The sequence below is a fragment of the Streptomyces sp. R11 genome (genome assembly GCF_041051905.1).
GTDB lineage: Bacteria > Actinomycetota > Actinomycetes > Streptomycetales > Streptomycetaceae > Streptomyces.
This window is the reverse complement of the sequence record NZ_CP163432.1, coordinates 4,691,892-4,706,062: the sequence shown is the minus strand read 5'-3', so window position 1 is coordinate 4,706,062 and position 14,171 is coordinate 4,691,892. Positions and strand designations below refer to the sequence as shown.

Annotated in this window: 13 protein-coding genes; 7 read left to right on the top strand and 6 right to left on the bottom strand. The window is 69.6% G+C overall.

The features are described 5' to 3' along the window. Positions 1-110 precede the first annotated feature (110 nt). From AB5J55_RS21545 to AB5J55_RS21530, 4 genes are all read left to right on the top strand, one after another. The gene (locus AB5J55_RS21545) at positions 111-1,937 is read left to right on the top strand and encodes an acyl-CoA dehydrogenase (RefSeq protein WP_369272239.1); all 1,827 of its coding nucleotides are present in this window, start codon (positions 111-113) and stop codon (positions 1,935-1,937) included. A 134-nt stretch (positions 1,938-2,071) separates the two neighbouring features. Continuing rightward, positions 2,072-3,370, top strand: a complete 1,299-nt coding sequence (locus tag AB5J55_RS21540; RefSeq protein ID WP_369272238.1) for a M18 family aminopeptidase — start codon at positions 2,072-2,074, stop codon at positions 3,368-3,370. A 65-nt stretch (positions 3,371-3,435) separates the two neighbouring features. Further along, positions 3,436-3,684, top strand: coding sequence for a DUF6458 family protein (locus AB5J55_RS21535; RefSeq protein ID WP_369272237.1), 249 nt, complete (start codon positions 3,436-3,438; stop codon positions 3,682-3,684). 140 nt (positions 3,685-3,824) lie between these two features. After that, the gene (locus tag AB5J55_RS21530; RefSeq protein WP_328425779.1) at positions 3,825-4,322 is read left to right on the top strand and encodes an LURP-one-related family protein; all 498 of its coding nucleotides are present in this window, start codon (positions 3,825-3,827) and stop codon (positions 4,320-4,322) included. Between the two features lie 36 nt (positions 4,323-4,358). Here AB5J55_RS21530 and AB5J55_RS21525 read toward each other — a convergent pair whose 3' ends face one another. Then, positions 4,359-5,153, bottom strand: coding sequence for a carbon-nitrogen family hydrolase (locus AB5J55_RS21525; RefSeq protein WP_369272236.1), 795 nt, complete (start codon positions 5,151-5,153; stop codon positions 4,359-4,361). A gap of 204 nt (positions 5,154-5,357) precedes the next feature. On the opposite strand from AB5J55_RS21525, the gene AB5J55_RS21520 reads away from it, so the two are divergent. Next, entirely contained in the window at positions 5,358-6,182 is an 825-nt protein-coding gene (locus tag AB5J55_RS21520) for a maleylpyruvate isomerase family mycothiol-dependent enzyme (RefSeq protein WP_369272235.1), read from the top strand. Between the two features lie 106 nt (positions 6,183-6,288). Further along, positions 6,289-7,089, top strand: coding sequence for a cyclopropane-fatty-acyl-phospholipid synthase family protein (locus AB5J55_RS21515; protein WP_369272234.1), 801 nt, complete (start codon positions 6,289-6,291; stop codon positions 7,087-7,089). A gap of 13 nt (positions 7,090-7,102) precedes the next feature. Here the strand turns inward: AB5J55_RS21515 and AB5J55_RS21510 are convergent, their stop codons facing one another. After that, a complete protein-coding gene (locus AB5J55_RS21510) occupies positions 7,103-8,416 on the bottom strand; it encodes a nitrate/nitrite transporter (protein WP_369272233.1) in 1,314 nt (437 codons plus the stop codon). Then, a complete protein-coding gene (locus tag AB5J55_RS21505; RefSeq protein ID WP_369272232.1) occupies positions 8,413-9,075 on the bottom strand; it encodes a GntR family transcriptional regulator in 663 nt (220 codons plus the stop codon). The genes AB5J55_RS21510 and AB5J55_RS21505 overlap by 4 nt, the downstream gene beginning before the upstream one ends. Positions 9,076-9,284: 209 nt before the next feature. Between AB5J55_RS21505 and AB5J55_RS21500 the strand changes: the two genes are divergently transcribed. Further along, positions 9,285-10,187, top strand: coding sequence for a D-alanyl-D-alanine carboxypeptidase family protein (locus tag AB5J55_RS21500; protein ID WP_369272231.1), 903 nt, complete (start codon positions 9,285-9,287; stop codon positions 10,185-10,187). A gap of 67 nt (positions 10,188-10,254) precedes the next feature. On the opposite strand, the gene AB5J55_RS21495 is transcribed toward AB5J55_RS21500, so the two are convergent. The 3 genes from AB5J55_RS21495 to pdhA are packed head-to-tail and all read right to left on the bottom strand — an operon-like array spanning position 10,255 to position 13,877. After that, positions 10,255-11,700: a dihydrolipoamide acetyltransferase family protein gene (locus tag AB5J55_RS21495; protein ID WP_369272230.1), complete on the bottom strand. Its 1,446-nt coding sequence runs from the start codon at positions 11,698-11,700 to the stop codon at positions 10,255-10,257. Positions 11,701-11,710: 10 nt separating this feature from the next. Beyond that, a complete protein-coding gene (locus AB5J55_RS21490; RefSeq protein ID WP_369272229.1) occupies positions 11,711-12,700 on the bottom strand; it encodes an alpha-ketoacid dehydrogenase subunit beta in 990 nt (329 codons plus the stop codon). A gap of 1 nt (position 12,701) precedes the next feature. Next, on the bottom strand, positions 12,702-13,877 hold the full coding sequence (gene pdhA, locus AB5J55_RS21485; protein WP_363034996.1) for a pyruvate dehydrogenase (acetyl-transferring) E1 component subunit alpha: 1,176 nt from the start codon (positions 13,875-13,877) through the stop codon (positions 12,702-12,704). Positions 13,878-14,171 lie beyond the last annotated feature (294 nt).

Sequence of the window (14,171 nt, the reverse complement as noted above, 5' to 3'; positions counted from 1 at the left end):
ATCGGGGTTGCGTCTTATTACTGACGGGTAGCATCATCGTAGCTACTTGTTGGTACGTGAACTAGCGCGAGGAACCAAGTGCCTCGCCGACCCTCTACGGAGCCGTGACCATGGGGCACTACAAGTCGAACCTCCGCGACATCGAGTTCAACCTCTTCGAAGTACTCGGACGCGACAAGCTGTACGGCACGGGTCCGTTCGAGGAGATGGACGTCGAGACCGCGAAGAGCATCCTTGAGGAGCTGACCCGGCTCGCGGAGAACGAGCTGGCCGAGTCCTTCGCCGACGCCGACCGCAACCCGCCGGTCTTCGACCCCGAGACGAACACCGCGCCCGTCCCGGCGTCCTTCAAGAAGAGCTACAAGGCCTTCATGGACTCCGAGTACTGGCGTCTCGGCCTGCCCGAGGCCATCGGTGGCACGACGGCACCGCCGTCCCTGATCTGGTCGTACGCGGAGCTGATCCTCGGCTCGAACCCGGCCGTGTGGATGTACTCCTCCGGCCCGGCGTTCGCCGGCATCCTCTACGACGAGGGCAACGACGTCCAGAAGAAGATCGCCCAGATCGCCGTCGAGCGGACCTGGGGCTCCACCATGGTGCTCACCGAGCCGGACGCCGGCTCGGACGTGGGCGCCGGCCGCACCAAGGCGGTCCAGCAGGAGGACGGCTCCTGGCACATCGAGGGCGTCAAGCGCTTCATCACGTCCGGTGAGCACGACATGGAGGAGAACATCCTCCACTACGTGCTGGCCCGCCCCGAAGGTGCCGGTCCGGGCACCAAGGGCCTGTCCCTCTTCCTCGTCCCGAAGTACCTCTTCGACTTCGAGACCGGCGAGCTGGGCGAGCGCAACGGCGTCTACGCCACGAACGTCGAGCACAAGATGGGCCTGAAGGCCTCCAACACCTGCGAGATGACCTTCGGCGACCGGCACCCCGCCAAGGGGTGGCTGATCGGCGACAAGCACGACGGCATCCGCCAGATGTTCCGCATCATCGAGTTCGCCCGCATGATGGTCGGCACGAAGGCGATCTCCACGCTGTCGACGGGCTACCTGAACGCCCTTGAGTACGCCAAGGAGCGCGTCCAGGGTCCCGACCTGGCGAACTTCATGGACAAGACCGCGCCCAAGGTCACCATCACCCACCACCCGGACGTGCGCCGCTCGCTCATGACGCAGAAGGCGTACGCGGAGGGCATGCGGGCGCTGGTGCTGTACACGGCGTCGGTGCAGGACGCGATCGCCGTCAAGGAGGCCGCGGGCGAGGACGTCAAGGCCGAGCACGCGCTGAACGACCTGCTCCTGCCGATCGTGAAGGGCTACGGCTCCGAGAAGGGCTACGAGCTGCTCGCCCAGTCGCTGCAGACCTTCGGCGGCTCCGGCTTCCTGCAGGAGTACCCGATCGAGCAGTACATCCGCGACGCCAAGATCGACACCCTGTACGAGGGCACGACGGCGATCCAGGGCCAGGACTTCTTCTTCCGGAAGATCGTCCGCAACCAGGGCGCCGCGCTGAACTCGCTCGCCGAGGACATCAAGAAGTTCCTGGCGCTCGGCGAGGGCGGCGAGGAGCTGTCCGGTGCCCGCGAGCACCTCGCGAAGGCGGCCGTCGAGCTGGAGGCGATCGTCGGCCTGATGCTGACGGACCTCGCTGCCACCGAGCAGGACGTCAAGAACATCTACAAGGTGGGCCTGAACACCACCCGCCTGCTGCTGGCCTCCGGTGACGTGGTCGTCGGCTACCTGCTGCTCAAGGGTGCCGCGGTCGCCGCGGAGAAGCTTCCGACGGCCTCCGCCAAGGACAAGGCGTTCTACGCGGGCAAGATCGCCGCGGCGAAGTTCTTCGCGGCCAACGTCCTGCCCGGCGTCACCGGTGCGCGCAAGCTCGCCGAGGGCGTCGAGCTGGACCTGATGGAGCTGGACGAGGCCGCCTTCTAGTCGGCGAGGGGGCGCCACCACCGCCCCCTTCCAGCCACCTGTTCCAGTCACTCACGGACATTCCACATCGCCCTTACGAGGGCCCGCTCCCCTTCACCGGGAGCGGGCCCTCGTACGTCGTTAAGGTGAACCCCATGAGCGAACCCCCCCGCTTCGACCGCGGCCACACCGACGACCTCATGTCCTTCCTGGCGGCGAGCCCGACGCCGTACCACGCCGTGGCGAACACCGCCGAGCGGCTGGAAAAGGCCGGATTCAGGCAGGTCTCGGAGACGGACGCCTGGGACGGGACGAGTGGCGGCAAGTACGTGCTGCGTGGTGGCGCGATCGTGGCCTGGTACGTCCCCGAGGGCGCGGCGCCCCACACGCCGTACCGGATCGTCGGCGCCCACACGGACTCCCCCAACCTGCGCGTGAAGCCGCTGCCCGACACCGGAGCGCACGGCTGGCGGCAGGTGGCCGTGGAGATCTACGGCGGACCGCTCCTCAACTCCTGGCTCGACCGCGACCTGGGCATCGCCGGCCGGCTGACGCTGCGGGACGGTACGACGCGGCTGGTGAACGTCGACCGGCCGCTGCTGCGCGTCCCCCAACTCGCCATCCACCTGGACCGTTCCGTGTCCGCGGAGGGGCTCAAGCTCGACAAGCAGCGGCATCTGCAGCCCATTTGGGGCCTCGGGGGCGACGTGCGCGACGGCGACCTGATCGCCTTCCTGGAGGAGACGGCCGGACTGGCAGCGGGCGAGGTCGCCGGCTGGGACCTGATGGTGCACTCCGTGGAGCCGCCGGCCTACCTGGGCCGGGACAAGGAGCTCGTCGCGGGCCCGCGCATGGACAACCTGCTCTCGGTCCACGCCGGAGCGGCGGCGCTGGCCGCGGTGGCCGGCTCGGGCGCCGGACTGCCGTACATCCCGGTGCTGGCCGCCTTCGACCACGAGGAGAACGGCTCGCAGAGCGACACGGGTGCCGACGGGCCGCTGCTGGGCGGCGTCCTGGAGCGCTCGGTGTTCGCGCGCGGGGGATCGTACGAGGACCGGGCGCGGGCCTTCGCCGGCACGGTCTGCCTGTCCTCCGACACGGGCCACGCGGTCCACCCCAACTACGCGGAGCGCCACGACCCGACGCACCACCCGCGCGTCAACGGCGGGCCGATCCTGAAGGTCAACGTCAACAACCGCTACGCGACCGACGGTTCGGGCCGGGCGGTGTGGGCGGCGGCCTGCGAGAAGGCCGACGTGCCCTTCCAGTCCTTCGTCTCCAACAACTCCATGCCCTGCGGCACGACGATCGGCCCGATCACCGCGGCCCGGCACGGCATCAAGACCGTCGACATCGGCGTGGCGATCCTTTCCATGCACAGCGCGCGGGAGTTGTGCGGCGCGGAAGACCCGTGGCTGCTGGCGAACTCGTTGGTGGCGTTCCTGGAGGGGTAGTTCCTCAAGGGTGGGGTACCCGCCCCCGACCGGAACCACCGGACCGGACAGGGAGGCGACAACTCATGGGCCTCGGCGGGTGCATCATCCTCATCGCCGCAGGAGCCATCCTCACGTTTGCAACGGACTGGGAGATGGAGGGGGTCAATCTCGACCTGGTCGGGATCATCCTCATGATCGTGGGACTCATCGGCGTCACGACGTTCAGCAGCATCGCCAGGCGCAAGCGCGTGGTGGTGCCACCGACGACACCGGTCGTCGGCGAGCAGCCCCACCATCGGCGGGACGGATACAGCGACGGTTACGGCGCCTGAGACTTCTCAGTCCGCCGGTGGGAGTGGAGGGTGCGGGAGAGTTCGGTGTCCGCACCCTCGCCTTCGCGGCGCGAGACGGGACTCAGCCCGTCGGCCTACAGACGGCGTTTCGGGACGGGCGGCGGGGAACCCCTCGTGTCATGAGATTCCTCGTACGCGACCGGCTCCTCGGCTTCGGTGACGACTACTGGATCGAGGACGACCGGGGCAACAAGGTGTTCCTCGTCGACGGCAAGGCGATGCGGCTGCGGGACACCTTCGAGCTGAAGGACGCCCAGGGGCACGTCCTCATCGACATCCACCAGAAGATGCTCGCCCTGCGCGACACGATGGTGATCGAGCGGGCCGGCGAACCGCTCGCCACGATCCGCCGCAAGCGGCTGTCCCTGCTGCGCAACCACTACCGGGTGTCCCTGGCGGACGGCAGCACGGAACTCGACGTCAGCGGCAAGATCCTCGACCGGGAGTTCGCCGTCGAGTACGACGGCGAACTGCTGGCCGTCGTCTCCCGCCGGTGGCTGCACGTACGGGAGACCTACGGCGTGGACGTCGTACGGGACGACGCGGATCCGGCGCTGCTGATCGCGGTGGCGGTGTGCGTGATCCACCTGGCGGAGAAGGAGCGAGGGGACGACTGACGACTGACGGCGGCGGCCGGGGAGGGCGTGGCGCTGTCAGCGACGCGGCGCCGTCAGCCCCAGCATCCGGTCCTTGAGCGCCGGGAACTGATCCCGCGTCACCGCGACCTTCCCCGGGTCGAACTCCACCGTGAGGACCTGCTCCCCCGCACCGGCCTGCGCCAGCACCTCGCCCCACGGATCGACCACGATCGAGTGACCGGCCTGCGGAACTCCCGCGTGCGTCCCGGCCGTTCCACAGGCGAGCACGAACGCCTGGTTCTCCACCGCCCGCGCCTGAGCCAGCAGCGTCCAGTGCGCCCGGCGGCGCTCCGGCCAGCCCGCCGGGATGACCAGGGTCTCGGCGCCGGCGTCGACGAGGCCGCGGAAGAGTTCGGGGAATCGGAGGTCGTAGCACGTGGCCAGACCCAGGGTCGTCCCGGGCAGCCGGACCGTCACCAGTTCCTCGCCCGCGCCCATCAGCACCGCCTCGCCCTTGTCGAAGCCGAAGCGATGGATCTTGCGGTACGCGGCGGCGAGATCACCGGAGGGCGAGAAGACGACAGAGGTGTTGTAGAGCGGCCCGTCGGGATCCCGTTCGGGAATCGAGCCCGCGTGCAGCCACACGCCCGCGTCGCTCGCGGCCTTCGCCATCGCCTCGTACGTCGGCCCTTCGAGCGGCTCGGCCTCGCTGCCGAACTCCTCGTAGGCGAACGCCCCGGTGGTCCACAGTTCGGGCAGGACGACCAGATCCGCCCCCGCCTGGTCGCGCACCAGCGAGGCAACCCTCACCCGACGCGATTCGACCGATTCGCCCTCATTGACATCGATCTGAAGGAGAGAGGCGCGCACACTACCACCGTCCTGGCATTCGAGCGGTCCACACGGGCATCCACGCGGGGCCTACGATCGTCACACGAAAGCACTGCCGGGGTGCCTCACAGCAGCGTAACTTAGCGTTTCAAGACACCCGCCGACAGCAGCCGCCGCCCACTGGCACCGCCGCCACAACCTGCCCGCGTACCGACGTACCAACCGCCGAGGGGTCCCGTTTCCGTGAGTCTGCATCCCACCCTCCAGCCCTACGCCGACGCCTGGACCCACTCCATCGAAGCGATATCCGAGCTGGTGACGCCGCTTGTGGAGGGCGAGTGGAATCGGCGCACGCCCTGCCCCGGCTGGTCGGTCCGCGACGTCGTGTCGCATGTCATCGGCCTGGACTGCGAGATGCTCGGCGACCCGCGTCCCATCCACACGCTTCCGCGCGACCTCTTCCACGTCACCAACGACCACCAGCGCTACATGGAGATGCAGGTCGACGTCCGCCGCCACCACACGGCGCCGGAGATGACCTCCGAGCTGGAGTACACGGTCATCCGCCGCAACCGCCAGCTGCGCAACGAGTCCCGCGACCCCGGCACCAAGGTGCGCGGCCCGCTCGGGGCGGAGCTCACCCTCGAGGAGTCGATGCGCACCCACGCGTTCGACATCTGGGTCCACGAGCAGGACCTGCGCGCGGCCCTCGGCCGGCCCGGCAACCTCGACTCCCCCGGCGCGCACGTCGCCCGTGACGTCCTGCTGGCCAAGCTGCCCGACATCGTCGCCACCAAGGCGAACGCGCCCCGCAGCTCGGCGATCGTCCTCGACGTCCACGGCCCGATCGAGTTCCTGCGCACGATCCGCATCGACATCCAGGGCCGCGGCACCCTCGAAACGGCCCCCGCGCTGGGCCCCGCCGCCGCCCTCACGCTCGACTGGGAGACCTACGTCCGCCTGGCCTGCGGCCGCATCACGCCGGAGTCGGCGGCGGACCGGCTGAAGTCGGAGGGTGACACCGACCTGACGGCGGCGATCCTGCGGAACTTCACAGTCACGCCGTAGGAATCCTTTCGGGCGCCGGGCGCCGGGTGCCGGGTGCCGGCTGCCGCAAGGCGGCTGCGCGTTATTCGCTGTCCGCGGCAGGGGACGCGAGGTTAGCGTGCGTGCCGTGACTGACACGACAACTGAAACCGAGGCCGCCCCCGGCCCCCGTACCGACGAACCGCCCCGCCTCACCCGGTTGACCTTCCACGGTCCGCTGTCCGAGGCACGGGCGCAGGGTCTCGTCCAGCGGCTCGCCCGTACGAACCCCGCCTCGGTCCTCGACATCGGCTGCGGCTGGGGCGAGCTGATGCTGCGCGTCCTGGCCGCCGCGCCCGACGCGACGGGGGTCGGCATCGACATCAAGGCCGAGGATCTCGCGCGCGGCCGCAGCCTTGCCGAGGCGCGAGGGCTGGCGCGCAGGGCCGAGTTCGTCGAGGAGTCCGCGGTCGGGACCTCACGCGGTCCGGCCGACCTGGTCCTGTGCGTCGGGGCGAGCCAGGCCCTGAGCTCGGCCGAGCCGCCCCAGCTCCTCACCGATGCCCTGCGCGAACTGCGCCGCCTGGTCGCCGACGGCGGACGCGTACTGCTCGGCGAGGGCTTCTGGCAGCGCACCCCGACCCCTGCCGAACTGTCCGGCATGTGGCCCGGCGCCGCCCCCACCGACCACCACGACCTCGCCACCCTGCTCGACCTCGTGGTCGACGCCGGATTCCGCCCGGAGTGGACGGAGACGGCGACCCTCGGCGAGTGGGAGGAGTTCGAGTCGGCGTATCAGGCGGACGTCGAGATCTGGCTTGCCGAACACCCGGATCACCCGCTCGCGGCCGAGACGCGCGAGCGCCTCGACCGGCATCGCGCCCAGTGGATGAGCTACCGCGGGGTGCTGGGGATCGCCTACCTCACGCTCGTACCCGTACGCGGCTGACGTCCCCCTCCGGCTACGCCGGCACGTGTACGGTCTCCACCCTGCTGGCGACCAGCCGTTCCCGCTCCCTGCGCGCCGCCCGCCTGCGCAGTCGCAGGATCTGGCTGACGCCCAGGGCCTGGAGGACGAACACCGCCGAGAAGGCGACGGCGTAGTCGTCCCCTGTCGCGTCGAGCAGCACACCGATCGCGAACAGTGTCGTCATCGAGGCGACGAAACCACCCATGTTGGTGATCCCGGACGCCGTCCCCTGACGCTCCGGCGGATTCGCCGGCCGCGCGAAGTCGAAGCCGAGCATGGAGGCGGGCCCGCACGCCCCGAGCACCGCGCACAGCACGATCAGCAGCCACATCGGCGCCGTGTCAGCGGGCCAGGCCAGCGTCGTCGCCCACAGCACCGCCGTCGCCCCCACCGTGCCCAGCGCCAGCGGCAGCCGCGCCTCGTGGTGCCGGGCGACGACCTGGCCGTAGACCAGGCCCACGACCATGTTCGACAGGACGACCAGGGTGAGCAGTTCACCGGCCGCCGCCCGGGACAGCCCCTGCGCCTCCACCAGGAACGGCATGCCCCACAGCAGCAGGAACACCATCGCCGGGAACTGGGTCGTGAAGTGCACCCACAGCCCGAGCCGGGTGCCGGGCTCCCGCCAGGACGCGGCTATCTGGCGTCGCACGTACGCCGACCCCTGGTGACGCAGCGGCTCCGGCTCGTGCCCCTCGGGGTGGTCCTTGAGGAACAGGAGGAGCAGGACGAGTACGACGACACCGGCGGCCGCGCTGCCCGCGAACGCCGCCGTCCAGCCCACCCCGTGCAGCAGTCGCGCCAGGACCAGCGTGGAGACGAGGTTGCCCGCCATGCCCGCGAGGCCCGCGAGCTGCGCGATCAGCGGGCTGCGCCGGGCCGGGAACCAGCGGGTGCCGAGCCGCAGCACGCTGATGAACGTCATCGCGTCGCCGCAGCCCAGCAGCGCGCGCGAGGCGAGAGCCGTGCCGTACGACGGCGAGAAGGCGAAGCCGAGTTGGCCCGCCGTGAACAGCACCACGCCGATGGCGAGCACCTTCTTGGTGCCGAGCCGGTCGACCAGCAGGCCGACGGGTATCTGCATGCCCGCGTACACGAGCAGTTGGAGGATCGAGAACGTGGACAGGGCCGAGGCGTTCACGTCGAAGCGGTCGGCCGCGTCGAGGCCGGCGACCCCGAGGGACGTACGGAAGATGACGGCGACGAAGTAGACCGAGACGCCGATGCCCCAGATCGCGACGGCGCGGCGGCCGCCTGGGGGTGCCCCCTCTGGGGGAGGATCGCCCGGCAACGCGGCAGCCTTCATCGCTCCTCACCCCGCGCAAGGTGCGAGAACCAGCCGATGTGCCGGTGGACCAATCCGACAGCCTCCTCGGCGTCCCCGGAGCGCAGGGCCTGCAGGATCTCCTCGTGCTCGACGAGAGTCTTGGCGATCCGGTCGGGGTGGGAGTGCAGAACGGCCACGCCCATGCGCAGTTGCCGGTCGCGCAGTTGGTCGTAGAGCCGCGACAGGATCTCGTTGCCGCCGCTGCGGACGATCTCCACGTGGAAGCACCGGTCGGTGACGGCGGCCCCGGCGAGATCACCGGCGGCGGCCTGGGCCTTCTGCCGGGCGAGCAGTTCCTCCAGGCGCTCGATGAGCCCGGGGGGTGCGGGGACGGCCTTGCGTGCCGCGTGCTCCTCGACGAGCATCCGCGTCTCCACCACGTCCTTGATCTCCTGTGCGGAGACCGGCAGGACGAGTGCGCCCTTCTTCGGGTAGAGCTTGATCAGCCCTTCGACCTCCAGCCGCAGCAGCGCCTCCCGCACCGGAGTGCGCGAAACGCCCACGGCCTCGGCGAGCTCGCCCTCGGTGAGCAGCGTGCCGCCCTCGTAACGGCGGTCCAGGACACCCTGTTTGACGTGGGTGTAGACGCGGTCGGCGGCGGGGGGCTGCTTGAGCGGGGCGGGCGGGGCGGAAGGCATGGCCACAGCATAGATACAACACGTACGCATGACGGCCGGCGTCCACCATGCGGACCCCAAAAGGAATCCCCGGGCAAAGAAGCGGCACCTGCCGCATCCGGTGCACAACCTTCTGTGTTAATTACGTGTCACACACGTGCGGCCCCACTTTCTTCCCCCTCCAACTCGGCCGCACTTTCGGGGCATTCGACGTAATCGGGGTATTTAAGTTGATAACCGCCACAAAGGGCCTCCGCGTCCGCAGAGCCGCAGCCGTCGCCGTCACGACCGGCGCCGTGCTCGTGACCGGAGCCCTCACCGCGGCTCCCGCGCAGGCCGTGACGGCGCCCACCATCACCGCCAAGGGCGGGTACCTGATGAACAGCGCGACCGGCACGACGCTCTTCACCAAGGCCGCCGACACCAAGAGGCTCACCGCCTCCACCACGAAGATCATGACCGCGAAGGTCGTGCTGTCGCAGTCGAACCTGAACCTGGACACCAAGGTGACGATCAAGAAGGAGGTCAGCGACTACATGGTCCGCAAGGGCTACCCGTCGACGGCCCGCCTGATCGTCGGCGACAAGGTGACCGTCCGTCAGCTGCTGTACGGGATGATGCTGCCCTCCGGCTGCGACGCCGCGATGGCCCTCGCCGACAAGTTCGGTTCCGGCTCGACCGTCTCGGCCCGCACCAAGAGCTTCATCGGCAAGATGAACACCATGGCCAAGAGCCTGGGCATGACGAACACGAAGTTCGACTCCTTCGACGGCATAAGCAACGGCTCCAACGCCTCGACGCCGCGCGACCTGACGAAGCTCGCGCGCAGCGTGATGAAGAGCTCCACGTTCAAGACCGTCGTGAAGACCAAGTCGTACACGGCCAAGACGATCACCAAGACCGGCTCCACCCGCACGATGGCGGCGTGGAAGAACACCAACACGCTGCTGGGCTGGAACGGCACGCTCGGCATCAAGACCGGCTCCGGCACCGAGGCCAAGTACTGCCTCGTCTTCGCCGCCACGAAGAACGGCGAGCAGGTCATGGGTGCCGTGCTGACCGCCTCCTCGGAGGCCAACCGCACGGCGGACGTGAAGAAGCTGATCAACTACGGCTACGCCAGGATCAGCTGACGCCCCGCGTCACACGCAAAGGGGCGGCCACTCGACAGTGGCCGCCCCTTTCGCTACCGCTCTTGGATCACGCCCAGGTGATCAGCCGCTTCGGCTGCTCCAGGATCGCCGCCACGTCCGCCAGCACCCTGGAGCCCAGCTCACCGTCGACCAGCCGGTGGTCGAAGCTGAGCGCCAGCGTGGTGACCTGACGCGGCTTCACCTTGCCCTTGTGGACCCACGGCTGGAGCTTGATCGCGCCGACCGCGAGGATCGCGGACTCGCCGGGGTTCAGGATCGGGGTGCCGGTGTCGACGCCGAAGACGCCGACGTTGGTGATGGTGACCGTGCCGCCCTGCATCGCGGCGGGGGTGGTCTTGCCGTCCCGTGCCGTCGACACCAGCTCGCCGAGCGCCTCGGCCAGTTGCGGGAGCGTCCTGGCGTGAGCGTCCTTGATGTTCGGGACGATCAGGCCGCGCGGGGTCGCCGCCGCGATGCCCAGGTTGACGTAGTGCTTCTGCACGATCTCCTGGTTCGCCTCGTCCCAGGACGCGTTGACGTCAGGGTTGCGCTTGATCGCGACCAGCAGGGCCTTGGAGATCAGCAGCAGGGGGTTCACGCGCAGGCCCGCGAACTCCTTGTCCGCCTTGAGCTCCTCGACCAGCTTCATCGTGCGCGTCACGTCCACCGTCACGAACTCCGTGACATGCGGCGCCGTGAACGCCGACCCGACCATCGCCGCCGCCGTCGCCTTGCGCACGCCCTTGACCGGGATACGGGTCTCACGGGCCGTGTCGTACGTGGCCGCGGCCACCGGCGCCGGGGCGACCGGCGCGGCGGCGGGGGCAGCCTGGGGCACCGGCTCGGCGGCCGGCGCGGCCGGGGCCACCGCCGCATGGACGTCCTCGCGCGTGATGATGCCGTCGGGGCCGGTCGGGGTCACCGTGGCCAGGTCGACGCCCAGGTCCTTGGCCAGCTTGCGCACCGGCGGCTTCGCCAGCGGTCGGTCGGACGTCACCGCCGGCGCGGGGCCGTGGCCGTTCAGCTCGGACTGCAGTGCCTGCGCCGGCGTCGAGGGCTCCTGCTGCGGGACGTCGGCACCCTTGCGCGGGCGACGCTTCGTCGAGGTCTGGGCCACGCCGTAGCCGACCAGGACCGGCTGGCGGCCCGAGCCCTCCGGCTTGGGCTCCTCCTGAGCGGCCTCCGGCTGCGCGGCCGGCGCCGGAACGGCTGGAGCCGGAGCGGCCGGAGCCGGAGCGGCCGCGGCGGCCCCGCCCGCCAGGGCCACCGCGATGATCGCCGTACCGACGTCCACCGTGGTGCCCTCGGGGAAGTGCAGCTCGCGGACCACCCCGTCGTAGGGGATGGGCAGCTCGACGGCCGCCTTGGCCGTCTCGACCTCGCACACCACCTGGCCGTCGGTGACCGTGTCGCCCGGCTGGACGTACCACTTGAGGATCTCGGCCTCGGTGAGTCCCTCGCCCACGTCGGGCATCTTGAACTCGCGCACGGACGCTTCCGTCATCGTCGTCACGACCCTCTCCTCAGTACGCCAGGGCACGGTCGACGGCGTCGAGCACCCGGTCCAGGCCCGGCAGGTACTCCTCCTCAAGACGCGCCGGCGGATACGGGGCGTGATAGCCGCCCACCCGCAGCACCGGGGCCTCCAGGTGGTAGAAGCAGCGCTCCGTGATCCGGGCGGCGATCTCCGCGCCCGAGCCGAAGAACACCGGGGCCTCGTGGACCACCACCAGACGGCGGGTCTTCTCGACCGACGTCTGGATCGAGTCGAAGTCCAGAGGTGAGACCGAGCGCAGGTCCAGGACCTCCAGGTTCCGGCCCTCCTCGGCGGCCGCGGCGGCGACCTCCTGGCAGAGCTTCACCATCGGGCCGTACGCGGCCAGCGTGAGGTCCGTGCCCTCGCGGACGACCTTCGCCTTGTGCAGCGGGCCAGGGATCGCCTCGGTGCTGACCTCACCCTTGTCCCAGTAGCGCCGCTTGGGCTCGAAGAAGATCACCGGGTCGTCGCTCTGGATGGCCTGCTGCATCATCCAGTACGCGTCCGACGCGTTGGACGGCGAGACGATCTTCAGGCCCGCCACGTGCGCGAAGAGGGCTTCCGGCGACTCCGAGTGGTGCTCGACCGCGCCGATGCCGCCGCCGTAGGGGATGCGCACGACGACCGGGAGCTTGACCTTGCCCAGTGAGCGCGCGTGCATCTTCGCGAGCTGCGTGACGATCTGGTCGTAGGCCGGGAAGACGAAGCCGTCGAACTGGATCTCCACCACGGGACGGTAGCCGCGCAGGGCCAGGCCGATCGCGGTGCCCACGATGCCTGACTCGGCCAGCGGGGTGTCGATGACCCGGCTCTCGCCGAAGTCCTTCTGCAGGCCGTCGGTGACCCGGAAGACGCCGCCGAGCTTGCCGACGTCCTCGCCCATGATGAGGACCTTGGGGTCCGTGTCCAGGGCGCGGCGCAGCGATTCGTTGATCGCCTTGGCCAGAGCCATGCTCTTGACTGTCTCCGCTGCCATGTCAGGCCCCCTCTACGTCCGCGAACGACGCCTGGTAGGCGGCGAACTGGGCGCGCTCCTCGTCGACGAGCGCATGCCCGTCCGCGTACACGTTCTCGAAGATGGCGAAGTGGTCCGGGTCCGGCATGGCACGGACCGCCTCGCGCACTCCCTTGCCCAACGCCTCGCTCTCGGTCTCCAGTTCCGCGAAGAATCCCTCGTCCGCGTGGTTTGAAGCCTCGAGGTACCGGCGAACACGCAGGATCGGGTCCTTCGCCTCCCAGGCCTCGCGCTCCTCGTCGGCCCGGTACTTCGTCGGGTCGTCGGAGGTGGTGTGGGCGCCCATGCGGTACGTGTAGGCCTCGACGAGCGTCGGTCCCTCACCGTTGCGGGCGCGCTCCAGCGCCCACTTCGTCACCGCCAGGCAGGCCAGGACGTCGTTGCCGTCGACGCGGACGCCGGGGAAGCCGTAGCCCTGTGCGCGCTGGTAGAGCGGCACCCGGGTCTGCTTCTCGGTCGGCTCGGAGATCGCCCACTGGTTGTTCTGGCAGAAGAACACCACGGGGGCGTTGTAGACCGCGGAGAAGGTGAAGGACTCCGCGACGTCGCCCTGGCTGGAGGCGCCGTCGCCGAAGTACGCGATCACCGCGCTGTCGGCGCCGTCCTTGGCGATACCCATCGCGTAGCCGGTCGCGTGCAGCGTCTGGGAGCCGATGACGATCGTGTAGAGCTGGAAGTTGTTGCTGTTCGGGTCCCAGCCGCCGTTGTTCACGCCGCGGAACATGCCCAGCAGGTTGGTCGGGTCGACCCCGCGGCACCAGGCGACGCCGTGCTCGCGGTAGGTCGGGAAGACGTAGTCGTCCTCGCGGGTGGCGCGGCCGGAGCCGATCTGGGCGGCCTCCTGGCCGAGCAGCGACGCCCACAGACCCAGCTCGCCCTGGCGCTGCAGGGAGGTGGCCTCGGCGTCGAAGCGGCGGGTGAGCACCATGTCGCGGTAGAGGCCGCGGAGCTCTTCGGGGGTGATGCCGGCGACGTACTTGTCGTACTCGGCGTTCTTGACGCGCTTGCCCTCGGGCGTCAGCAATTGCACGAGCTCGGGGTCCGTGCTCGGCGATTTCCTTGCGGTTGTCTTGCCGGCCGTGCTCTTGGTACCGGCGCTGCGTCGCGGCTTGCGCGCGGCAGTGCTCTCCACGGTCACGTGTGCTCCTCCGTCGGTCCGGCTACCCGGGTTCGCCGGGTGCCAGTGCGGCTCACCTGAAGCCCTACGGACGCACAGGGTGGGTGCGGCTCGTTGGGGGACAGGCGTGACAGGTGCCCCGGCGAGCGCCCTGCAATAGGCACGTTACCCAGTGCTCCACATTTCTGTGAAACCCCTCCTGACCTGCGATTTTGCTTGGATTTCCAAGTAAATCGCGAAAGTCGGGAACAAGTCCTGGTCACAGCCTTGCAGGGGGCCGGAACAACGGCACGTTATATCGGTGACCCAGGTCAC